General features: G+C 74.1%; 17 protein-coding genes and 1 tRNA gene. 6 read left to right on the top strand and 12 right to left on the bottom strand.

Annotated features, from left to right (window positions below; genetic code table 11):
* The 3 genes from AB0O40_RS13490 to AB0O40_RS13480 form a co-directional block, all read right to left on the bottom strand.
* Window positions 1-1,257, bottom strand: coding sequence for an ABC transporter substrate-binding protein (locus tag AB0O40_RS13490; protein WP_365039593.1), 1,257 nt, complete (start codon window positions 1,255-1,257; stop codon window positions 1-3).
* Window positions 1,258-1,425: 168 nt separating this feature from the next.
* Entirely contained in the window at window positions 1,426-3,219 is a 1,794-nt protein-coding gene (locus AB0O40_RS13485; protein ID WP_365039732.1) for an AMP-dependent synthetase/ligase, read from the bottom strand.
* 254 nt (window positions 3,220-3,473) lie between these two features.
* Window positions 3,474-4,343, bottom strand: a complete 870-nt coding sequence (locus tag AB0O40_RS13480) for a LysR substrate-binding domain-containing protein (RefSeq protein ID WP_365039590.1) — start codon at window positions 4,341-4,343, stop codon at window positions 3,474-3,476.
* Between the two features lie 201 nt (window positions 4,344-4,544).
* Here AB0O40_RS13480 and AB0O40_RS13475 point away from each other — a divergent pair, with 201 nt between their 5' ends.
* Window positions 4,545-5,585, top strand: a complete 1,041-nt coding sequence (locus AB0O40_RS13475) for a bile acid:sodium symporter family protein (protein ID WP_365039587.1) — start codon at window positions 4,545-4,547, stop codon at window positions 5,583-5,585.
* A 33-nt stretch (window positions 5,586-5,618) separates the two neighbouring features.
* Complete coding sequence (locus AB0O40_RS13470; protein WP_365039584.1) at window positions 5,619-6,053, top strand: (2Fe-2S) ferredoxin domain-containing protein; 435 nt, start codon at window positions 5,619-5,621, stop codon at window positions 6,051-6,053.
* A gap of 102 nt (window positions 6,054-6,155) precedes the next feature.
* On the opposite strand, the gene fdhD is transcribed toward AB0O40_RS13470, so the two are convergent.
* Complete coding sequence (gene fdhD, locus AB0O40_RS13465; protein WP_365039581.1) at window positions 6,156-7,019, bottom strand: formate dehydrogenase accessory sulfurtransferase FdhD; 864 nt, start codon at window positions 7,017-7,019, stop codon at window positions 6,156-6,158.
* 250 nt (window positions 7,020-7,269) lie between these two features.
* Here fdhD and AB0O40_RS13460 point away from each other — a divergent pair, with 250 nt between their 5' ends.
* The 3 genes from AB0O40_RS13460 to AB0O40_RS13450 all read left to right on the top strand — a co-directional run bounded on the left by AB0O40_RS13460 (window position 7,270) and on the right by AB0O40_RS13450 (window position 9,041).
* A complete protein-coding gene (locus tag AB0O40_RS13460; protein ID WP_365039578.1) occupies window positions 7,270-8,217 on the top strand; it encodes a beta-ketoacyl-ACP synthase III in 948 nt (315 codons plus the stop codon).
* A 192-nt stretch (window positions 8,218-8,409) separates the two neighbouring features.
* Window positions 8,410-8,874: a hypothetical protein gene (locus tag AB0O40_RS13455; protein ID WP_365039575.1), complete on the top strand. Its 465-nt coding sequence runs from the start codon at window positions 8,410-8,412 to the stop codon at window positions 8,872-8,874.
* Window positions 8,875-8,956: 82 nt separating this feature from the next.
* Window positions 8,957-9,041, top strand: a tRNA-Leu gene (locus AB0O40_RS13450).
* 84 nt (window positions 9,042-9,125) lie between these two features.
* Here the strand turns inward: AB0O40_RS13450 and AB0O40_RS13445 are convergent.
* The 4 genes from AB0O40_RS13445 to AB0O40_RS13430 all read right to left on the bottom strand — a co-directional run bounded on the left by AB0O40_RS13445 (window position 9,126) and on the right by AB0O40_RS13430 (window position 15,454).
* The gene (locus tag AB0O40_RS13445; RefSeq protein WP_365039572.1) at window positions 9,126-9,803 is read right to left on the bottom strand and encodes a hypothetical protein; all 678 of its coding nucleotides are present in this window, start codon (window positions 9,801-9,803) and stop codon (window positions 9,126-9,128) included.
* Entirely contained in the window at window positions 9,787-14,352 is a 4,566-nt protein-coding gene (locus AB0O40_RS13440; protein ID WP_365039569.1) for a CHAT domain-containing protein, read from the bottom strand. The genes AB0O40_RS13445 and AB0O40_RS13440 overlap by 17 nt, the downstream gene beginning before the upstream one ends.
* A gap of 110 nt (window positions 14,353-14,462) precedes the next feature.
* Window positions 14,463-14,876 carry a DUF4440 domain-containing protein gene (locus AB0O40_RS13435; RefSeq protein ID WP_365039566.1) on the bottom strand — a complete coding sequence of 138 codons (414 nt, stop codon included), beginning with the start codon at window positions 14,874-14,876 and terminating at the stop codon, window positions 14,463-14,465.
* Between the two features lie 23 nt (window positions 14,877-14,899).
* A complete protein-coding gene (locus AB0O40_RS13430; RefSeq protein WP_365039563.1) occupies window positions 14,900-15,454 on the bottom strand; it encodes a DUF6434 domain-containing protein in 555 nt (184 codons plus the stop codon).
* Between the two features lie 117 nt (window positions 15,455-15,571).
* Here AB0O40_RS13430 and AB0O40_RS13425 point away from each other — a divergent pair, with 117 nt between their 5' ends.
* Window positions 15,572-16,447, top strand: coding sequence for a trypsin-like serine protease (locus AB0O40_RS13425; protein WP_365039560.1), 876 nt, complete (start codon window positions 15,572-15,574; stop codon window positions 16,445-16,447).
* Window positions 16,448-16,501: 54 nt separating this feature from the next.
* On the opposite strand, the gene narI is transcribed toward AB0O40_RS13425, so the two are convergent.
* The 4 genes from narI to AB0O40_RS13405 form a co-directional block, all read right to left on the bottom strand.
* On the bottom strand, window positions 16,502-17,227 hold the full coding sequence (gene narI, locus AB0O40_RS13420) for a respiratory nitrate reductase subunit gamma (RefSeq protein ID WP_365039557.1): 726 nt from the start codon (window positions 17,225-17,227) through the stop codon (window positions 16,502-16,504).
* Window positions 17,227-17,865 carry a nitrate reductase molybdenum cofactor assembly chaperone gene (gene narJ, locus AB0O40_RS13415; RefSeq protein ID WP_365039554.1) on the bottom strand — a complete coding sequence of 213 codons (639 nt, stop codon included), beginning with the start codon at window positions 17,863-17,865 and terminating at the stop codon, window positions 17,227-17,229. The genes narI and narJ overlap by 1 nt, the downstream gene beginning before the upstream one ends.
* The gene (gene narH, locus AB0O40_RS13410; RefSeq protein WP_365039551.1) at window positions 17,862-19,478 is read right to left on the bottom strand and encodes a nitrate reductase subunit beta; all 1,617 of its coding nucleotides are present in this window, start codon (window positions 19,476-19,478) and stop codon (window positions 17,862-17,864) included. Before narH ends, narJ begins: the two co-directional genes overlap by 4 nt.
* A 1-nt stretch (window position 19,479) precedes the next feature.
* Window positions 19,480-21,445: molybdopterin dinucleotide binding domain-containing protein (locus tag AB0O40_RS13405; protein WP_365039548.1), on the bottom strand; the 1,966-nt coding region annotated here is incomplete at its 5' end.

Here is a 21,445-nt window from a genome sequence, read left to right as displayed (position 1 = left end):
CTACTTGAAGGGGATCGGGGTGTAGCACTTGAAGGGGACGGAGACCCGGTACTTCCCGTCCTTGAGCTGCACCAGCGCGCCGCAGCCGAAGCTCTCCTTCTGCCCCTTGGGTTCGGCCCGGTCGCCCACCAGCGTGCCGGTGTCGGCGAAGGAGCGGGCCGCGGCCTGGAAGCTGTCGGCGGTGAGGTCCTTGCCGGCCTTCTTCGCGATGGCGAGGAACAGGTCGGCGCTCATGTATCCGGTCAACATGTGCATGTTCAGGGGGACTTCCTTGCCCGCCGCCTTGCGGATGTCCGCCTTGAACTGCGCCATCTGCGGGTCGGCCGACTCGAAGGGCTGGAACTGGAGCAGGACGTGCACCCCGTCCAGCGCCTGCCGGGTGGCGTCCTGGGCGAGCAGGCCCGGGTCGTAGTCGGTCGGGTCGGAGAGCAGGCCCCGGTAGCCGCTGCGCTTGAGGGCGGTGAACAGGCCGATGTTGTTGGGGGTCTGCATCACGGAGACCACCGCGTCGGGCGCCTTGCCGGCGTTGCTGTGCAGGATCTCCTTCACGTACGCCGTCCAGTCGGTGGGGACCGAGGTCGCGGGCACCGAGGGCTTGGCGTAGCTGACCTTGAACCCGGCGCTGGCGAAGCCCTGCCGGAAGGTGCGGACGCCGAACTTGCCCGCGTCGCTGTCGTTCGCGATGACCGCCACCGACTTGCCGGCGGCCCCGCCGAGCACCTGGCCGATGCCCTCCGGCCAGGTCTGGTTGAGGGTGCCGCCGGGCATCGGCACCAGGCAGCCGTTGAAGCCGTAGACGTAGGTCGGGCCGCAGAAGGCCGGGGTGGTGCCCCAGCCGAAGGTGGGCACCTTCGACTGCTGGAGGAAGTCGGCGCCGGCGAAGGTCACCGAGCTCATCGGAGCCACCGCGAACACCCCGTCCTGCTGAACGAGTTTGCGGGCCGCGGCCATGTTCTTGGCCGGGTCCTGGCCGTCGTCCTCGGCGCCGAGGTAGTCGATCCGCCGGCCGCCCACCCCGCCCTCGGCGTTGGCCCGCAGGTAGCGGGCCCGGGCGCCGAGGTCGGTGTCCTTCTTGCTGTAGCCGGTGGCCGTGGTCATCGAGACGATCCCGCCGACCTTGATCGCATCGGCGGTCACCCCCCGGGTGGAACCGGTGCCGTCCTTGTCCCCGGAGGGCGCGTTGGAGGCGGAGTTGCAGGCGGAGACGAGGGCCAGGGCCGCTGCTGCGGCGGCGAGGGCGCGGATCGGTCGCAACATGGGTGGGGTCCCCTCCGGTCGGAATCCCCGCATTCTGTGCGCGACCTGATGAACCGTCAATAATTAATGAAGGAGTAAATTGACGAACCGTCAGGTTCTGTCAATCCGGGCGATGGGTCCGTCCGGGTGCCGGGTCCGTCCGGGCGCGTGCTCAGTCCGGGTGCGGGCTCAGTCCGGGTAGAGGGCCGACACCTCCGCCTCGTAGGTCTTCTCGATGGCCCGCCGCTTGAGCTTCAAGGACGGGGTCAACAGCCCTTGCTCCTCGGTGAACTGATCGGCCAGCACCCGGAAGGTGCGGATCCCCTCGGCCCGGGAAACCAGCGTGTTGGCCGCCACCACCGCCCGCCGCACCTCGGCCGTCAGCTCCTCGTCCCGCACCAGCTGGGCCGGCGGCGCGGCCGGCCGTCCCCGCATGGCCAGCCAGTGCGCCACCCCCTCCAGGTCCAGGGTCAACAGGGCGGAGACGTAGGGGCGGTCGTTGCCCAGCACGATGCACTGGGCGACCAGCGGATGAGAGCGCACCCGCTCCTCCAGCGCCGCCGGGGCGACGGACTTGCCCCCGGAGGTCACCAGGATCTCCTTCTTCCGCCCGGTGATCGTCAGGTAGCCGTCCTCGTCGAGGCGGCCGAGGTCGCCGGTGGCCAGCCAGCCCTGCTGGAGCACGGCGTCGGTGGACCGGGGGTCGTTGAGGTAGCCGGCGAAGACGTGCCGCCCGTACAGCCACACCTCGCCGTCCTCGGCGATGTGGACGGTACTGCCGGGGATCGGCGGGCCGACCGTGCCGTACTTGGTCGCCCCCGGCGGGTTGGCGGTGGCCGCCGCGCAGGACTCCGTCAGGCCGTACCCCTCGAAGACGGTGATCCCCGCCCCCTCGAAGAAGAGGCCGAGCCGGCGCGCCATGGCCGAACCGCCCGACATGGCGTGCCGGACCCGGCCGCCCATCGCCTCGCGGACCTTCCCGTACACCAGCTTCTCGAAGAGCTGGTGCTGCACCCGCAGGGCGGCCCCGGGGCCCGGGCCCTGGCCGAGCTGGCGCAGCTCCTTGGCCTCGGCGTATTTCACGGCCGTCTCCACCGCCCGGTCGAAGGGGCCGGCCCGCCCCTCGGACTCCGCCTTGCGCCGGGCCGCCGCGAAGACCTTCTCGAAGACGTACGGCACCGCCAGCACGAAGGTCGGCCGGAAGGCTGCCAGGTCCGGCAGCAGCTGCTCGGCGGCGAGCACCGGCTGGTGCCCCAGCTTCACCCCCGCGCGGACCGCCGCCACTTCCACCATCCGGCCGAAGACGTGGGCCAGCGGCAGGAAGAGGAGGGTCGAGGGCTCCTCCTCCGGTCTGCTGCGGAACACCGGCTCCCAGCCGGCGACCATGGTGTCCGTCTCGAACATGAAGTTGGCGTGGGTCAGGACGCAGCCCTTGGGGCGGCCCGTGGTGCCGGAGGTGTAGATGACCGTGGCCACCGAGTCGGGGGTCACCGCCCGCCGGTGCCGGTGCACCACGTCCTCGGCCACCGCGCGCCCGGCCGCCACCAGCTCGTCCACCGCCCCCGCGTCCAGCTGCCACAGCCGGGCCAGCAGCGGCAGCCGGTCCACCACCGAGCCGACGGTCATCGCCTGGTCCTCGTGCTCCACCAGGCAGGCGCTGACCCCCGCGTCGTAGAGGGTCCAGTACACCTGCTCCGCCGAGGAGGTCGGATAGACCGGCACCGGCTGCGCCCCGATCGCCCACAGGGCGAAGTCGAAGAGGGTCCACTCGTACCGGGTGCGGGACATGATCGCGACCCGGTCGCCGAACCGCACGCCCTGGGCCAGCAGCCCCTTCGCCAGGGCCAGCACCTCGTCCCGGAAGGCCGCGGCCGTGACGTCCGTCCACTCCCCATCGGTCTTGCGGCCCAGCACGATCCGGCCGGGGTCCTCGCGGGCACGGTCGAAGACGGTGTCGGCCAGCCCGCCGACCGGCGGGGACATGACCACCGGTGGCACGGTGAACTCGCGCAAGGGACCGCTCCTCTCCGCACAGCGCCGCGACCGTACCCCACCCGGACCCGCGGCGGGGACCCTGGCGCAAGATCCCCCGTGAACCCATCACCACTGGTCAGGGCCCCGCCCCCGGCGCACACAAACCTGCACGACATCTGTACGTGCTCGGCACCGGAACTCCATCCGCGCAGGCGGGGGCGCGCGGGGGCCCGCGAGGGGCGCCCGGGTGTCCGTACCGGCGGTCAGGCCGTCAGCCGGCCCGGGCCCAGCCGGTCCGCGCCGGAGAGGATCGCGGCGGCCAGGGCCTCCGCCGCGGCGCCGCCCCCGGGCCCCTGGAGCAGGGCGAACTCCACCCCGCCGAGCTCGGGCAGCCCGGCCCGGTCCGGTACCCGCACCAGCCCCGGCGGAATCAGCCCGCGGGTGTGGGCCATCACCCCGAGGCCCGCGCGGGCCGCCGCGACCAGCCCGCTCAGGCTGCCGCTGGTGCAGGCGATCCGCCAGCCGCGCCCGGCGCGTTCCAGCACGTCCAGGGCCCGGGCCCGGGTGATCCCCGGCGGTGGGAAGACGATCAGCGGCACCGGCCGGTCCGGGTCCACCCGCAGCCCCTCGGCCCCGATCCACACCATCCTGTCCCGCCACACCAGCCGGCCCCGGTCGTCCTGGGGCGAGCGGCGCTTGGCCAGCACCAGATCGAGCCGGCCGGCGTCCAGCCGCTCGTGCAGGGTGCCCGAGAGCTCCACGGACAGCTCCAGGTCGACCTCGGGGTGCTGGTGCCGGAAGCCCTCCAGGATCTCCGGCAGCCGGGTCAGCACGAAGTCCTCCGAGGCGCCGAACCGCAGCCGGCCGCGCAGCCGGGTGCCGGTGAAGAAGGCCGCGGCCCGCTCGTGCGCCTCCAGGATGGTCCGCGCGAAGCCCAGCAGGGCCTCGCCGTCCTCCGTCACCTCGACGCTGTGCGTGTCCCGGCGCAACAACTGGCGCCCGGTCGCCTCCTCCAGCCGGCGTACGTGCTGGCTCACGGTCGACTGCCGCAGCCCCAGCCGCCCGGCGGCCTGGGTGAAGCTGAGCGTCTGCGCGACCGTGAGGAACGTACGCAGGTGCACCGGGTCGTACATGGGGCGAGCATAGCGCCGGTCATCGCGGAACGTGATGACAGTCAGAGCGCCGTGCGGCTTTCCCGATGACCGGACCCCGGGAGAGGATGGGGTCGGCCGCCGGTCCGGCCCGGCCACCGGGCACGGCCCCCACCGGGCAGGGCCCCCACCCGGCCGCGCCCGCCCCGCCCACCCTTCGTACGCACAGCAAGTGAGCCCGCCATGCCCCGCCCGCTCCGGATACCGAAGCCGCCCGTCGACCCGTACGTCCTGGCGCTGCTGGGCACGGTCGGGCTGGCCGCGCTGCTGCCCGCCCGCGGCGGCTTCGCCGGGGTCGCGGAGGGCGCGGCGGACGGCGCGGTGGCGCTCCTCTTCTTCCTCTACGGCGCCCGGCTCTCCACCCGCGAGGCGATGGACGGCCTGCGCCACTGGCGGCTGCACCTGACCGTGCTGCTCTGCACCTTCGCGGTCTTCCCGCTGCTGGGACTGGCCGCCCGGGTCCTGGTGCCGCACGTGCTCACGCCCCCGCTCTACGACGGCTTCCTCTTCCTGTGCCTGGTGCCCTCGACGATCCAGTCCTCCATCGCCTTCACCTCCATCGCGCGGGGCAACGTACCCGCCGCGATCTGCGCGGGGTCCTTCTCCAGCCTCGCCGGCATCGTGCTCACCCCGCTGCTGGCCGCCCTGCTGCTCGGCTCCGGTGGCGGCGGGTTCTCCCTCGACGCCCTGGGCAAGATCGTCGTCCAGCTGCTGCTGCCCTTCCTCGCCGGGCAGTTCGGCCGCCGCTGGGTGGGCGGCCTGGTGGTGCGGCACAAGAAGGCGCTCGGGTACGTGGACCGGGGCTCGATCCTGCTCGTGGTCTACAGCGCCTTCAGCGCCGGGATGGCGGCCGGGATCTGGCACCGGGTCAGCCCCGGCCGGTTCGGCGCCCTGTTGGCCGCCGAGGCGGTGCTGCTCGCCGTGATGCTGGCCGTGACCTGGTACGGGGCCGGACGGCTGGGCTTCGACCGGGCGGACCGGATCGCCGTGCAGTTCGCCGGGTCGAAGAAGAGCCTGGCCGCCGGACTGCCCATGGCCAGCGTGCTGTTCGGCGCCCAGGCGGGCCTGGCGGTGCTGCCGCTGATGCTCTTCCACCAGATGCAGCTGATGGTCTGCGCGGTCATCGCCCGGCGGCGTGCGCAGGCCCCCCCGGAGGCCGCTGCCACGGCCCCGACCGGCCAACTCCCGGTCAGCGGTGTGGCGGAGATCTCGGCCGCCGGCTGACGGCGCCGCCCCCGCGGCGGGTAGCTTCGGGCGGTGACCTGGATCCGTCCCACCGCCGCCCGCCCCTGCACGCTCGTGGTCTGCCGCGGCTGCTGCTGCGGAGACCCGCGCAAGAACCCCGGTACCGACCACGCCGGACAGCTGGCCCGGCTGGAGGCGGCCGCCGCCGCCTCGGCCGGCACCCTGGCCGTCCGCACCAGTGACTGCCTCGGGCCGTGCGCGCAGGCGAACGTGATGGTCGTACAGCCCTCCGCGGAGGCGCGGCGCCGGGGCGCCAGGGCCGCCTGGATCGGCTGGGCGCTGGACGACGACGTCACCGACGACATACTCGCCTGGGCCGCGGCCGGCGGTCCCGGCGTGACCCCGCCGCCCGCCGCCCTGGAGCTCCAGCTGATCGAACCGCCCGCCGCCGAGCCGCCGGCCGGCCGCCGGGCCGCACGTACGGCGCGCAAGCGGGGCCGCGGCTGAGGGTCCGGGGGTACGGTCCGCAGGGTGCGGCCCGGCACTGCGGTACGGGTCCCGGCGCGGCCGGACCGGCAGGTACGGGCCCCGGCCGGCCCGGTACGGGTCTCAGCGCGGCGAGGGTACCTGGGCCGGGGCGGGCCCCTCCGCGGCGATCCGGTGCTCGCCCGCGTAGATGTTCATGGAGCGGCCGCGCAGGAAGCCGACCAGCGTCAGCCCCGACTCCACGGCCAGGTCCACCGCCAGCGAGGACGGCGCGGAGACCGCCGCCAGCACCGGTATGCCCGCCATCACGGCCTTCTGCGCCAGCTCGAAGGAGGCCCGCCCGGAGACCAGCAGCACCGACCCGGCCAGCGGCAGCCGGCCGCTCTGCAGGGCGCGGCCCACGATCTTGTCGACGGCGTTGTGCCGGCCCACGTCCTCGCGCAGGTCCAGCAGCTCCCCCTCGGCCGAGAACAGTCCGGCCGCGTGCAGCGCGCCCGTGGTGTCGAAGACCTTCTGCGCCGCCCGCAGCCGGTCCGGCAGGGCGGACAGCGTCTCCGCGGAGACCCGTACCGGATCCCCGGCCGTGCCCGGGAACCGCGTCGAGGTGCGCACCGCGTCCAGGCTGGCCTTGCCGCACAGCCCGCAGGAGGAGGTGGTGTAGACGTTCCGCTCAAGGGTGACGTCCGGCACCGGCACGCCCGGGGCGAGCTTGACGTCCACCACGTTGTAGGTGTTCAGCCCCTCGGCGGTGGCCCCCGCGCAGTACACGATCGACTGCAGGTCCTCCGCCGACCCCAGGACGCCCTCGCTGACCAGGAAGCCCGCCGCCAGGGCGAAGTCGTCACCCGGCGTGCGCATGGTGATGGCCAGCGGCTTGCCGTTCAGCCGGATCTCCAGCGGCTCCTCGGCGACCAGGGTGTCCGGCCGCACTCCCCAGGCGCCGTCCCGGATCCGGACGACACGACGGCGCTCGGTGACCCGTCCCATGCTGATCCACCTGTATGTCCCGGCACCCGCGCGGTGCCCCTCCGGCCGGCCCGGCGGCCTGCCGGCCGGGCCCTTGCTCCCTCATTGTCCTGCACGACGGAAGCCCACGTCGGAAGGGGTCCGGAGCTCGGTATCTTGCGGAAGCTCCAAAATGCGGTGGTCGAATCCTGTCGGGTCACGCGCCCCCTTACCGGTCGGTAGCAGGCAAAGCTGGGAAATTCCTGCACCAACACAAGGGGGACTTACGCCCATGACCGGTTCACGCGTGGTGGCGCTGGGGCACTACCAGCCCGCCAAGGTCCTCGGCAACGAGGACCTCGCCGCCATGGTCGACACCAGCGACGAGTGGATCAGGTCCCGGGTGGGCATCAAGACCCGCCGGGTCGCCGGCCCCGAGGAGCCGGTGGACGCGCTCGCCGCCGAGGCCGCAGCCAAGGCGCTGGCCCAGGCCGGGCTGACCCCGGCCGACATCGACCTGGTCCTGGTCGCCACCTCGACCGCCATCGACCGGTCCCCGAACATGGCGGCCCGGGTCGCGGCCCGCCTCGGCATGGGCTCGCCGGCCGTCATGGACCTGAACGTCGTCTGCTCCGGCTTCACCCACGCGCTGGCCACCGCCGACCACGCCATCCGCGCCGAGTCCGCGAGCCGCGCCCTGGTCATCGGCGCCGACAAGATGACCGAGATCACCGACTGGAGCGACCGGACCACCTGCGTGCTGACCGGCGACGGCGCCGGGGCGGCCGTGGTCGAGGCCGCGCCGGCCGGTGAGGAGCCCGGCATCGGCCCCGTGCTGTGGGGTTCGGTCCCCGAGATGGGGCACGCGGTGCGCATCGAGGGCACCCCGCCGGTCTTCGCCCAGGAGGGACAGGCCGTCTACCGCTGGACCACCAGTCGGCTGCCCGCGCTGGCCCGCAAGGTGTGCGAGAAGTCCGGCATCGCCCCCGAGGACCTGGCCGGGGTCGTGCTCCACCAGGCCAACCTGCGCATCATCGAGCCCCTCGCGGCCCGGATCGGCGCGGTGAACGCCGTGGTGGCCAAGGACGTGGTCGACTCCGGCAACACCTCGGCGGCCAGCATCCCCATGGCCCTGTCCAAGCTGGTGGAGCGCGGCGAGATCGCCACCGGCGCCCCCGTCCTCCTCTTCGGCTTCGGCGGCAACCTCTCGTACGCGGGCCAGGTCATCCGCTGCCCGTAGGGCCGGCGGGCGGGTCCGGCGGGTCCTCCTCAAGGAGGACCCCTCATCCGCAGTCCGTAGCCGGGCCGCGGGCGGGGTGGGCCCCGGGTCGTACCCGGATTGGTCCCGCGGGCTGACGTCCGGGCGGTGCGCCGCCGGGAGCATGGAAGGGCACCGCGCACCCGCCCCGCCCGCTCCGAAAGGCCCCTCCGCATGTCCCGCAGCTCCGCCGCCCTGACCACCGCCGCCGTCGTGGTCGGCCTCGGCTTCGTGGCGGCCGTCGCCGTCCCCGCGGCGGCCGACTGGTACGACAAGCGGCACGACGAGTCCGCGACGTACGCCACCGGCGCCGCGGCCAAGAGCGAGCGGGCCTCCGTGCCCGGCTGGCTGCCGGACGGGGCCACCGGCGTGCGGTACGCCATGAAGACCACGGGCGGTGACCGCCTGCTGAAGGCCGCCCTCCCCGAGGAGCGGCTGCCGGCCCAGTGCCGCCCCACCCCGCGCGCCGCGACCGGCGCCGCCCCCGCCCTGGCCGCCTCCTGGTTCCCCCAAGGCGCCGGCCCCCGCGCCACCGCCCGCTGCGGCTCCTACTACGTGTACCTGGACGGCCACACCCTGTACGGCTGGCAGCACAACGCCGACTGGATCGCCGAGAACAAGACCCGCGCAGCGGGCTGACCTCCCCATATGCGGGTGAGGAGCACCTGGAACCCCTGCTATTGTTGTCCATGTCGCCAAGGGAAACCGCGGCGGTCACCTGGTCCGGGTGGCGGAATGGCAGACGCGCTAGCTTGAGGTGCTAGTGCCCTTTATCGGGCGTGGGGGTTCAAGTCCCCCCTCGGACACAGCGAGAAGACCCCAGTGAGAACTGGGGTCTTCTGCTTTTCCGGAGCGCCGCGGTTTCCCGGGGCGCCGGGGAGCGCCGGTGGTCAGGCCAGGCGGCAGGGGGCGTCCAGGGTGGCGAGCTTGCCGGAGAGGCGCAGGGCGCGGGCCAGGCCCCGGGGGCGGATGCGGGTGCGGAGGGTGACGGTGGCCTGCACCGGGGTGGCGGGCGGGGCCTGCACCAGGAGTCGTAGTTCCTCGTTGACGTGCAGGAACTCCCGGTCCGAGGCGCGGAAGTCCCAGTAGGCCGTGGCGAAGCCGATGCCCGAGGAGGTGATCCTGGGGCAGTAGACGGTGCGCCGGCGCAGGACCTGCGGGGTGACCTCGGCACCGAGCGGCGTCCCGGCGACGCTGAAGCCGAGTCCGGCCCCCAGGCTGGTCTCGATCTCCACCGGGGTACCGCCCTCCACCAGCACCGGGGACATGTCCGCGACGGTCGCGCCCGGCGTGGGGGAGAGGTCCAGGACCAGCCGGGTCCAGCGCACCGAGGACTCGGGGTGCGTCTGCACCACGCACATCAGCGGGATGTCGTACCCCCCGTCGACCGCCGTCACCGGGCCCCGGGCCAGGCCGATCCGGGTCTCCCGGCGCAGCAGCGAGACCGTCGCCTCGTCGATCCGTTCGTACCCCCGGTCGCTCTCCTCGTCCTCGACGACGGGGGTCATCAGGCCGAGCAGTGCGTAGCCCTGGGGCAGCTGCTCGACGGGTTCAGTGGTGCTCGGCATGGACGGCTCCCTCGGCGGGTGTGGTCGGGGCGCGCCATTCGCCCACGAGACAGAAGGCCGCCCAGCGGTCCAGGCGGCTCCCGCCCGGGCGGTCCCGGGCGGCCAGCATGGCGGTGCGCAGGGCCTCGGCGGGGGCCCGGCCCGCCAGGGTCAGGTCGTGGAAATCGCCCATGATCGCGGCGGTGGTGTCGTCCGGGACCCGCCACAGGCTCATGATCAGGGACCGGACCCCGGCGAAGAGCAGGGCCCGGCTCAGGCCCAGCACCTCGTCGGTGCGGCCGGTGGCGCCCAGCCCGGTCTCGCAGGCGGACAGCACGGCCAGCCGCACGCCGTGCCAGTCCTGCCGCAGGATGTCGTGCCCGGTCAGCACGCCGTCGGCGAGCCGCAGGCCGGAGGAGAGCGGGTCGTCGGCCCGGAACGAGGCGTGGCAGGCGGCGTGCAGCACCTCGGCGCCCGCCATGTCCCGCAGGACCCGGGCGCGGGTGGCGGCGGGGCCCAGCAGCGCCCGGCCGCCCAGCCTGCGGGCCACCTGCTCGGCCTCGGCCCGGGCGTAGGGCAGGTCACCGCCCGGGTCGCCGAGCACCACGGCCCCGCGCCCGCGGTGCGGCGTCCGGCGCCGGAGGGTGCCGAGCAGCGAGGCGCTGGGCAGGTAGGCGACCGGGTTGCGGTCCAGGAGGGTGGGCCAGCGGGACCCGCCGTCCGGGGACAGGGCGTGGAAGGGCACGTCGTGCAGGGCGCCGGTGGGGCAGACGACCACCGTGTCGCCGGGCTCCGTCAGCGCCGCCAGCGGGGCCACCAGCGGCGACAGCATCTGCTGGACCAGTTCCGGCAGGTCGGTGGCGGCCTCCCGGACCCGGTCCGCGCTTCCGAAGTTGTCGGCGATGAAGCGGGCGGTGGCCGCGCCGTCCGCCGCCACCGGGGTCACGGCCGGACCGGTGCGGGGGTCGAGGGTGAACAGTACGGTGCGGCCGTCGCCCAGCTCGGCGTAGGACGCCAGGACCACCCGCTCGCCGGCCAGCTCCCCGAGCAGCGCGTCGGGCGGTACCACCGCGCCGCGCCGGACCGCGGTGTACTCCTCGGCCTCGGGGGCGGCCGAGGTCATCGCGGACCAGACGGCGGCCAGCTCCCGGGCGTTGCGGTGGTGGCGGGGCCAGTCCGTGCGGTCGGCCCGCTCCAGGGCGGTGCGCTCGTCCAGCAGGGCGGCCTCCCGGGCCAGCAGGGCGGAGGGCACGGCCGCGGGCGGGCGCAGCTCGGCCGTGCTGAGCGCGTCCAGCAGGGTGCGGGCCCGCAGCCGCTCGGCGACGGTGAAGGCGGCGCGGACCTCCGCCCCGGCCACGCCGGGCGGGGCCGGGTCGGGGGCGCCGGTGCCGGGGCGCGCCCCGCGGTCCAGGTGGTAGCGGATCAGGCGTTCGTACACGTCCGCCCGGCCGTCCTGGACGTGCCGGCGCTGTCCGGGGCCGGGCTGGGCCGCCCGGACCAGGTCGGCCAGCTCCACGCCCAGTTCGAGCACGGCGACGGCGGTGTCCCGGTGCCCGGCGGCCCAGGCGGCCGGCGCCATGAGATCGACCACCTCCCGGGCGCGCTCGGGGTGCTCGATGCGAACCGGAGGCCCGGCGCGGTGCCGGGGGCGCCACAGCAGCGGGTCGCCTTCCTGTCCCGGTACGCCGCACAGGCTCAGCGCGTTCTCGAAGGCGCCCAGGGGGTCGCCGAGGGCGGGCCGGGCCCCCAGGATCTGCGCCGTGACCAGCCAGTCGGCGCTCAGCCGGTCCGCGTTGCCGGTGTTGCAGGCACGGGCCTCGGCGATGTGCCGCAGGGCGGTGCGGTGCAGGCCCAGGGCACCCAGGGCGCGGGCGCGGTAGTGGTGGACCACGGCCAGGGTGTGTTTGACGGGGTGCCAGGCCACGGCTTGTTCGGCCAGCGGGAGCGCCTGGTCCAGGCGGCGCAGGGCGGACTCGACGTCGCCCCGGCCCAGCAGGTCGATCCCGCCCTCCACCAGGGCGCTGATCTGCTGGTGGTCGGAGTCGACGGAGTGCTCGCCCCACTGCCGGGCCGACTCCCGGTGCCGGGCGGCGGCCGCGGTGTCACCGCGGAGTTCGGCGGTGGCCGCGAGCCGCCGGTAGAGCGTGCAGCGGGGGTCGGTGCCGGCGGTGTCGTTGTTCATGTCCACCAACGGCCGCCCCGCGGCGCGGCGTTCCTCGTGGTCGGTCAGCAGCGCCCGCTCCGCCTCCAGGAGCGCGGTGTAGGCCTCGGAGTACCGGCCCAGGTCGCGCAGGACCGAGGCGAGTTGGGAGAGCGCGTCGCCCAGGATCAGTGCCCGGCCGGCGAACTGCGGCCGTCCGTCGCCCCATTGGTCGGGCAGGGTGCGTGCGAGGTCCACCTGGCGGCGGGCCAGCAGCAGGGCCCGTTCGGTGGCCCCGGCCTTGGCGTTCCACTGGAAGACCAGGACGGTCAGGGTCGTAGCGGCGATGGCGAAGTGCTCCGGCAGCCATCGGGCCCGCCAGCGCGCGAAGGCCTCGTCGTCCTGGAGGGAGTCGAGGAGCCCGGGCAGGCAGGGTTCCCGGCTCCGCAGCAGGGCCTCGAAGGCGGCCGGCATGTCAGCCTGGATCCCCGCCGCCGAGACGCGATCGAGGGCCGGGTCGTCGTGGGGGCCGTCGGGTTCGAAGGGGGCGGTCTGGGGCGTGCCGCTGAGGGCCAGCCAGCCGCGCGACCAGTACGCCCGCGACATCGGGGCGGCGCCCCGGGGCCGGCCGGGCTCCGTGGGGGCCTGGGCGGGACGGGCGGGTGGCAGGGCGGCGAGGGCCTGCCGGGCGCCGCCGTAGCCGGAGTCGAGGGCCAGCGCCCGCTCGTAGCAGTGCCGGACCCGCTCGACGTCCGCCTGCGTGTTCCGTAGCGCGTCGCCGAGGAACCGCCAGGCCATCGGGGTCTCCCGGACGGCCAGGGACTCCTCGAAGCAGACCCGGGCGGTGGCGTACTCCCGGCGGACGAAGTACACGTCACCCAGCCACATCAGGGCGTCGGCGTGCTCGGGGTCCAGGTCCAGGGCCTCGCGGTAGCAGCGGGCCGCCTCCGCGAGCTCCCGGCGCGCGAAGTGCTGCTCGCCCCGCCGCACCGCCTCGTCCGCGGCCGTCCCGCCGGAGGGTACGGGCGCACCGCCGGGCGGTACGGCGAACGTCTCCTGGAGGGACACCCCGAGCAACGCGGCCACCCGGGCGGCCTCTTCGGGGTCCTCCGCGAGCAGGGCGCGGAGCATCTGCGGGCCGTCCGCACTGCCTTCCACGAGGGCGGCGGTCATGTGGGTGCGCAGGACTCCGGGCGGCAGCCCGGCCGCCGCGGGGTCGAGGGTGAGCGTCCCGTCCTCGAAGCGGGCGTACCGGGGGCCCGGCGCGGCCGCCGGACGGCCCGCGGTGGGCAGCAGCGAGGCCACCCCGGCATCGCCGCGCAGGGCGGCCAGCCGGGCGTCCCACACCTCCGCCTCCGGGGAGCCCAGCTCCGCCAGCGTGATCACCAGCGTCATCAGGGTGTTCTCGTCCGCCTCGGTCGGCGGGTCGGACAGCCGGCCCCTCAGGTGGGCCGCCGCCCGCTCCAGCTCGCCCGCGGCCCGGTACGCGGAGACCAGCAGCCCGGACGCACGGGGCAGGTCCGGCCGGTCGGCGCAGAGCCGTTCCAGGACGCCGACGGCGCGGCGGTGCTCCTCCAGGTGCAGGAAGGCCTCGGCCACCGCCTCCTGGAGGGGGGTCACGTCCGGCCGGGGGCCGATGGCCGCGTCGACGGCCCGGGCGAGAGCGGCGGCCGCCTCGCCCGGCTCGGCGGCCAGCGCCAGCACCCCCGGCAGCAGCGCGGACCACAGCTCGTGGACGGCCCCGTCGCCGTGGGTGCGCAGCCAGCGCCGGACGATCCGGCGCACCCGGCGCGGCCCGTCGGCGGCGGCCACGGACCGGGCGGCCGCCGGGGCGTACAGCCGGGCCTCCAGCGCCCGCACCAGGTCCGCGGTGACGCTCCGGTCGAGGTGGCCGGCCCGGCCCGGCAGCTCCAGCGCCTCCCGTGCCTCCCGGACGGTCGCGGCGGGGTCCGCGGGCTCCTGGGGGTCGGTGGCCAGGGCGCCGAGCCAGCCCAGGAAGGAGGGGAAGCCGTCGTTCCGGAAGGGCGCGGAGCGGGCCGCCGTGGCGAAGTGCCGGTGCGCCTCCGCCCGGTCCCGCTCCAGGTCGGCCGCAGCACCTCGCAGGTTGCGGGCATCGGCCTGTAACAGGTCGGACATGCCCTGTGAACCGTCCTCGCCCACGGCGCCGACGAACAGCCCGAGCGCGGAGGTGAGGGCGGCCAGGGCGTGCGCCGTGCCCGCGTCCTGCCAGCGCCGTCCGGCGCCCTGCGCGACGGTCACCAGGTCGCCCAGGGCTTGGAGCACCCGCTCCTCCGGCAGCTCGTACAGACGCCGGTCGAGCCCGGCCGCGCCGGCGCCCCCGAGCTCCAGGACGCGCTCGCGCGCCGCGGCCCGGTCCGCCGGGTCGGGCGCCCCGAGCCAGCCGGCCCGCACCGCGCCCCAGTACCTCACGACCGCCCAACCGAACACCGCAGCCCCCCGCGTCGACCGCCCCGCCCGCCCAACCCCGCCCGTGCGCCCCGCACCGGCTCAAACGCCCCCGGGGCCGCGGCGGTTCCCGGTCACGGGTGGTCGAACCAGGAGAAGGCGGTGATGCGCCAGCCGTCGGGGGTGCGGGCGAACTGGATGGTCTTGGTGCCGCCGCCTTCGAAGGGTTCGCCGTCCAGGGTGCCGGACTTGCGGTACTCGCCGACGCGCGCGGCGATGTCCCCGACGACCTCGGTGCGGCCGGCGGTCTCCCACTCGGTGAAGTCCACCAGCCGGCCCTCGGAGAGCAGGCGCTCGCGGGGCTCGATGAACTCCTCGAGGGTGTAGGCGGTGAAGTCCGCGCCGGCCTTGACGATCACACTGCCCGGCAGCATCAGCCGCCGCAGCCGGGCCACGTCGGCGGGCTTGCCGTCACGGTTGTCGAAGGCCCCGAAGAACTCGGCGGTCAGCGCGTCTATTTCGAACCTTGACTCTTCGATGTTTGACATGGCCGGACAGTAGCACCGGGCGGTCAGCCCCGGGGGCGGTCGCGGTGGCTCCGCCAGGCGGCCAGCGCCTCGGTGCGGGTGCCCGCCGGGTGGGTCGCGTGCCAGTCCCGCAGGAAGCGGTTGAGTTCGAACTGCGCGCCGATCTCCTGCGGTGCGGCCGCCGCCCGGCGGGTCTCCCGCCAGTGCCGGGCCGCGTCACCGAGGGTCCGGCCGGCGTTCTCGGCGATGAAGGCGCGCATGTGCGCGTCGAAGTGGAAGGCCGGACCCAGCTCCGCCGCGAACCAGGCGCGCAGCACCTGGCTGCACCGCTGGCCGTCGGGGATCACGGTGGCCGCGTCCACGGGCGCCGCGAGCTGCCGGCCGGCCCGGCGCCGGGCCGGCGCGACGGCGGCCGCCGGCGCGCCGTCGAGAGCGGCGGCCAGCCGGGCGGTCAGCGCCTGCTTGCCCCCGCCAGCCGGGAGGCCCATCGCCCGGGCCAGGCCGGTCAGTTCCGCCAGCGTCCAGTACCAGCGCAGCAGCTCGGCACCGGTCAGGCCGGCGGTGAGGGCGGGCCGGACGGGGGCCTGGGGTGCGCTCATCGGACGATCCTAACGACGCCCGGCGCGGAGCCGGGGACCGGTCGAACGGGCACCGGCCTACAGCATCCTGCTGTATATATGAGGATTTTCGGGGGACTCGGGGGAGAGGTGGGCCGTGTGGACCGGCGGAACGTGGTGACCGCGGTGCTGTGCGCCGTGGCGGCGGTGGGCGGGTCGGCGCTGGTGACGGTACTGGCGCCGCCGGACGACGGTCCGGCCGGGCAGCCGGCGGCCGCCGCGGCGTCCGCGACCCCCGGACCCGGCGGCGCGGCCTCTCCGGCACCGGCCGCAGCGACGTCCGCACCGACCGCTCCCGCCGCCGGCAGCGCCCCGCCCGCGGCCGGCGCGTCCAAGACCGGTGGCGCCGGGGCGGTCAGCGGGGTGCTGTTCACCGGCAGCGACCCCGGCGGGCACTTCTGCTCCGCCACCGTCGTGCACAGCCCCGGCCGCAGCCTGATCGTCACGGCCGGGCACTGCCTGGCCACCGGCGGCGGCCTGGTCCCCGACCAGAGCGTGCGGTTCGCACCCGGCTACGCCGACGGCAAGACGCCCTACGGCACCTGGAAGATCGAGCAGGTCTGGCAGGACGAGCGCTGGTCGGACGGCGCGGACGACGACTACGACCTCTCCTTCGCCCGGGTCGCGCCCGACCCGCAGGGCCGCCGGCTCGAGGACGTCACCGGCGCGGCGGTGCTCGACACCAGCGGGCGCACGGGGGAGAAGGTCACCGTCACCGGCTACCCCACCGGCCGCACCGCGCCCCGCACCTGCACCGCGGTCTCGGTGAAGGTCAGCGACACCATCCAGCAGTTCGACTGCGCCGACTTCCCGACCGGGACCAGCGGCGGCGGCTGGATCGCGGCCAAGGACGGGCGGCTGGTCGGGGTGCTCACCGGCGGGGACACCGACGCGCAGTCGACCAGCACCGTCCTCGGCATGTACGCGCTGGCCCTGTACCAGCGGGCCGCCGACGCCGCGGGCACGGCCGGCTGACGACCCGCTGACGGGCGTCCGACCGGGCTGCGGCCGACGACGGGCCCGGCCGGCTCAGCGGTCGATCCGCTCCCAGCCGCGCCGCTGCGGGCGCTGCCCCAGCGACCGCTGGTCCTTGGCGCGGTAGACCACGTACGGGCGGAACAGGTACTTCACGGGGGCCGAGAACATGTGCACCAGGCGGGTGTACGGCACCATCGCGATCAGCAGCATCCCGATCACGATGTGCACCTGGAAGGTGACCGGGACCCCCTCCATGAGGTGGGTCCTGGGCTGGAGGGTGAACAGGCTGCGCGCCCAGGGGGCGATGGTCTGCCGGTAGTCGTAGCCCGAACCGAGCCGGGAATTGGCCAGCTTGGCCCACAGGCCCATCACGATCGCGGCGAGCAGGAAGACGTACATCGCCTTGTCGTTGCGGGTGGTGGCCCGGAACACGGGCGCGTTGGTGCGCCGCCGGTAGAGCAGCAGCGCGATGCCGGCCACCGCCAGCGCGCCGGCCGCGGTGCCGCCGAACAGCGAGAAGAGGTGGTAGGTGTGCTCGCTCATGCCCACCGCGTCGGTCCACGACTCGGGCACGAACAGGCCCATCAGGTGGCCGACGAGCACGAAGAGGATGCCGTAGTGGAACACCGGCGAGGCGATGTTCAGCAGCTTCGACTCGTACACCTGCGAGGAGCGGGTGGTCCAGCCGAACTTGTCGTAGCGGTAGCGCCACACCAGGCCTCCGGCCAGCAGCACGAAGGCGATGTAGGGCAGCGCACCCCACAGCAGGGTCCTCATCAGTGGTCTCCGCTCAGTACGGGCAGCAGGCCCAGGTGCCCGTAGGGCGCCAGGCCGTCCAGACCCACCTGCTCGCTCGGCGGGCCCGAGCCGGCCAGCGCCCGGGCCTCCGCGCGGTCCTTGGGGGAGGGGCCGGGCAGGGTGCCGCAGACCGCCGCCAGCACGTGCGCGTACGGGGTGCCGCTCTCGGCCAGCGCCAGGCGCAGCAGCTCCAGGCCCGGCCGGTGTTCGCGCAGCAGCGAGTCGTCACCGGTCTGCGCGGTGAACTCCAGCACCGCGGGCAGGAAGTCGGGCAGCTCCTCGTCGCTGAACTCCAGGCCGTGCTCCCGGTAGGCGGCCTTGAAGCGGACCAGGCTCTCGCCGCGCCGCCGGGTGTCCCCGTCCAGCCACCAACTCAGGTACAGGCAGTGCCGGTTCTTGAAGTCGAAGACCTGGACGTAGTGTTCGGCCAGTTTCTCCGGCAGCACCGACTCGGCGTGGTCGAGGAAGGCGTGCAGCGCGGGCGCCGCCGCACGCATCAGGGGCACCCGCTCGTGGAAGGCCTCGTCGGGGTAGGTCAGGCACAGGGCCGCGGCCTGGCGGAGCACGGCGGGGTCGGCCGCGGGACTGCCGGGCCGGATACGGGGACCGGTGTTCACTTGTTCTCCTCCGTGTCGGCGGTCTGGCGCCGGCGCAGGGCGTGGAAGTTCTCGAGGGTCACGAGGGGCAGGTCCTTGCGGCCGGAGTCGTCGCCGAACGGCCCGGCGCCGCCGGCGTCCGTGCCGTCGAGATGGTCCAGGCTGCACGCGTCGGGCACGGCCGACTCCTCCAGCCGGCGGGCGTCGCCGACCGCCGCGGTGGGGATGACGTACCGCTCCTCGTACTTGGCGATCGCCAGCAGCCGGTACATGTCCTGGATCTGCTCGCCGGTCATGCCGACCGCCTCCGCGGCCGAACCGTCCGGCTCCTCACCGAGGTTGACCGACCGCATGTACGAGCGCATGGCGGCCAGCTTCTCCAGCGAGGCGCGCACGGGCGCCACGTCGCCGGCCGTGAAGAGCTCCGCCAGGTACTCCAGGGGGATGCGGAGGGTGTCGATGGCGCCGAAGAGGTTCCCGGCGTCCTCGCCGTCGAAGCCGGTCTCGGTCAGCGCGTCGACCACCGGGGAGAGCGGCGGGATGTACCAGACCATCGGCATGGTGCGGTACTCCGGGTGCAGCGGCAGCGCCACCTTGTACGTGCTGATCAGCGCGTGGACGGGGGAGCGGCGGGCGGCCTGGAGCCATTCGTGGGTGATGCCGTCCCGCTCGGCGGCCCGCTGCACCTCGGGGTCCTCCGGATCCAGGAAGACACCCAACTGGGCTTCGTAGAGGTCCTGTTCGTCGGTGGCCGAGGCGGCGGCGGTGACCTTGTCGGCGTCGTAGAGGATCACGCCGAGGTAGCGCAGCCGGCCGACGCAGGTCTCGGAGCAGACCGTGGGCAGCCCCACCTCCAGGCGGGGGTAGCACAGGGTGCACTTCTCGGCCTTGCCGGTGGCGTGGTTGAAGTAGACCTTCTTGTACGGGCAGCCGGTGACGCACATCCGCCATCCGCGGCACTGGTCCTGGTCGACCAGGACGATGCCGTCCTCCTCGCGCTTGTACATCGCGCCCGAGGGGCAGGAGGCCACGCAGGCCGGGTTGAGGCAGTGCTCGCAGATCCGCGGCAGGTAGAACATGAAGGTCTGCTCGAAGGCGAACTTCACCTTCTCCGCAGCCTTCTCCCGCGTCCTGACGACCATCGGGTCGGCGCCGCCGTGCTCGGTGGCGCCGCCGAGGTTGTCGTCCCAGTTGGAACTCCACTCGATCTTCATCGGCTTGCCGCTGATCAGCGAACGCGGTTCGGCCACCGGGTAGTCCGTGCCGAGCGGGGCGTCGGTGAGGTTGCGGTAGTCGTAGGTCCAGGGCTCGTAGTAGTCCTTGATCTGCGGCAGCACCGGGTTGGAGAAGATCGAGGCCAGCTTGTGGAAGCGGCCGCCGGCCTTCAGCTTGAGCTGGCCGCGCTTGTTGAGCTGCCAGCCGCCGCGCCACTTCTCCTGGTCCTCGTACCGGCGCGGGTACCCCTGGCCGGGCCGGGTCTCGACGTTGTTGAACCAGACGTACTCCATGCCCTGCCGGTTGGTCCAGGTCTGCTTGCAGGTGACCGAACAGGTGTGGCAGCCGATGCACTTGTCGAGGTTCATGACCATGGCGATCTGGGCCATCACCCGGCCCACGGGCGCTCCACCGGGCATGTCAGTACTCCACCTTCTGCGAGCGGCGGCGGATGACCGTCACCTCGTCGCGCTGGTTGCCCGTCGGCCCCAGGTAGTTGAAGGCCCAGGACAGCTGGGCGTAGCCGCCGATCAGGTGGCTGGGCTTGAGGATGAGGCGGGTGAGGGAGTTGTGGATGCCGCCCCGCTTGCCGCTGTGCTCGGCCTTGGGGACGTTGACCGTGCGCTCCTGGGCGTGGTGCATGTAGACGGTGCCGGCCGGCATCCGGTGCGAGACGATCGCCCGGGCCACCACCACGCCGTTGCGGTTGACGGCCTCGATCCAGTCGTTGTCCTCCACGCCGATGGCCTCGGCGTCCTGCGGGGACATCCAGATGGCCTGGCCGCCGCGGGAGAGCGAGAGCATGAAGAGGTTGTCCTGGTACTCGGAGTGGATCGACCACTTGTTGTGCGGGGTGAGGTAACGCACCGTCACCTCCCGGTCGCCGTCCGGGCCGAGGACCGGTTCGCCGAAGAGCCGGTGCATGTCGAGCGGGGGCCGGTAGACCGGCAGCGCCTCGCCCAGCTCGTGCATCCAGTCGTGGTCGATGAAGAACTGCTGCCGGCCGGTGAGGGTGTGCCAGGGCTTGAGGTGCTCGGTGTTGAGGGTGAAGGCCGTGTACCTGCGGCCGCCGGACTCGCTGCCGGACCACTCCGGGGAGGTGATCACCGGCACCGGGGCGGCCTGGGTGTCGGCGTAGCTGATCCGCTTGCCCTCGTGTTCGGCGGCGAGGTGGGCCATCTCCTGGCCGGTGCGCTCCTCCAGGGTGTGGAAGCCCTGGGTGGCCAGGCGACCGTTGGTGGTGCCGGAGAGGGACAGGATGGTGTTGGCGGCCTTGACGGCGGTGTCGAGGAGCGGCCGGCCGTCGGCCGGGCCGCCGCGGGCCGTGCCGTTGAGGGCGGAGAGGGCGGCCACCTCCTCGTCGGGCCGGAGCATGATGCCCTTGGCCGGCAGGCCCAGCTTCTCCACCAGCGGTCCCAGGGCGCCGAACTTGGCGCCGACGGCGGTGTAGTCGCGTTCGACGACCGTCAGCGCGGGCATCGTCTTGCCGGGTACCGGCTCGCACTCGCCCTTGGCCCAGTCCAGGGCCACGCCGCCGGGCTGGGCCAGCTCGCCGGGGGTGTCGTGCTGGTGGGCGGTGGCGACCAGGTCCTCGCGGGTGCCCAGGTGGTCGTGGGCCAGCTCGCTGAGCCGGCCGGCGATCGCGGCGAAGGCCTCGAAGTCGGTGCGGGCCTGCCAAGGAGGGTCCACGGCCGGGGTGAAGGAGTGCACGAAGGGGTGCATGTCCGTGGAGGACAGGTCGTGCTTCTCGTACCAGGTGGCCGCGGGCAGCGTGATGTCCGACAGCAGGGTCGAGGAGGTCATCCGGAAGTCGAGGGAGAGCAGCAGGTCGAGCTTGCCCTCGGGGGCTTCCTCGTGCCATGTCACGTCCCGCGGGCGGACCTCGGCGTCCGCCTCCCGGGCGTTCAGCGAGGAGTGGGTGCCCAGCAGGTGCTTGGTGAAGTACTCGGCGCCCTTCGCGGAGGAGCCGAGCAGGTTGGCCCGCCACAGGGTGAGCACCCGGGGCCAGTTCTCCGGCGCGTCCGGGTCCTGGCAGGCGAAGCCGAGCCGCCCCGCCTTGAGTTCGTCCACCACGTACGCGGCCGGCTCCTTGCCGGCGGCCCGCGCCTGGTCGGTGAGGTCCAGCGGGTTGCGGTCGAAGGTCGGGTAGGAGGGCATCCAGCCCATCCGCGCCGAGGCGGCCAGGCAGTCGGCTCCGGTCATGCCCTTGAAGCGGCCGTCGCCCAGCGGCGAGGACAGTACCTCGGCGGTGAACCTGTCGTAGCGCCACTGGTCGGTGTTGAGGAACCAGTACGCGGCGCCGATCATCTGGCGGGGCGGGCGGGACCAGTCGGAGGCGGCGGCGAGGGTGGCCCAGCCGGTGACCGGGCGGCACTTCTCCTGGCCG

The sequence above is a fragment of the Streptomyces sp. NPDC089919 genome (genome assembly GCF_040684615.1).
Taxonomy (GTDB): Bacteria; Actinomycetota; Actinomycetes; order Streptomycetales; family Streptomycetaceae; genus Streptomyces.
The sequence above is the reverse complement of the archived record's forward strand: the minus strand, read 5'-3'. Positions and strand labels throughout refer to the sequence as shown.

Bases quoted from the DNA above. Each gene is read 5' to 3' on its own strand.
- AB0O40_RS13455 (WP_365039575.1), top strand. From the start codon at position 8,410: ATGTCCCGCAGCTCCGCCGCCCTGACCACCGCCGCCGTCGTGGTCGGC.
- AB0O40_RS13485 (WP_365039732.1), bottom strand. From the start codon at position 3,219: ATGTCCCCGCCGGTCGGCGGGCTGGCCGACACCGTCTTCGACCGTGCC.
- fdhD (WP_365039581.1), bottom strand. From the start codon at position 7,019: ATGGGACGGGTCACCGAGCGCCGTCGTGTCGTCCGGATCCGGGACGGC.
- narH (WP_365039551.1), bottom strand. From the start codon at position 19,478: ATGCCCGGTGGAGCGCCCGTGGGCCGGGTGATGGCCCAGATCGCCATG.
- AB0O40_RS13475 (WP_365039587.1), top strand. From the start codon at position 4,545: ATGCCCCGCCCGCTCCGGATACCGAAGCCGCCCGTCGACCCGTACGTC.
- AB0O40_RS13445 (WP_365039572.1), bottom strand. From the start codon at position 9,803: ATGCCGAGCACCACTGAACCCGTCGAGCAGCTGCCCCAGGGCTACGCA.
- AB0O40_RS13435 (WP_365039566.1), bottom strand. From the start codon at position 14,876: ATGTCAAACATCGAAGAGTCAAGGTTCGAAATAGACGCGCTGACCGCC.
- AB0O40_RS13430 (WP_365039563.1), bottom strand. From the start codon at position 15,454: ATGAGCGCACCCCAGGCCCCCGTCCGGCCCGCCCTCACCGCCGGCCTG.
- AB0O40_RS13490 (WP_365039593.1), bottom strand. From the start codon at position 1,257: ATGTTGCGACCGATCCGCGCCCTCGCCGCCGCAGCAGCGGCCCTGGCC.
- AB0O40_RS13460 (WP_365039578.1), top strand. From the start codon at position 7,270: ATGACCGGTTCACGCGTGGTGGCGCTGGGGCACTACCAGCCCGCCAAG.
- narI (WP_365039557.1), bottom strand. From the start codon at position 17,227: ATGAGGACCCTGCTGTGGGGTGCGCTGCCCTACATCGCCTTCGTGCTG.
- AB0O40_RS13480 (WP_365039590.1), bottom strand. From the start codon at position 4,343: ATGTACGACCCGGTGCACCTGCGTACGTTCCTCACGGTCGCGCAGACG.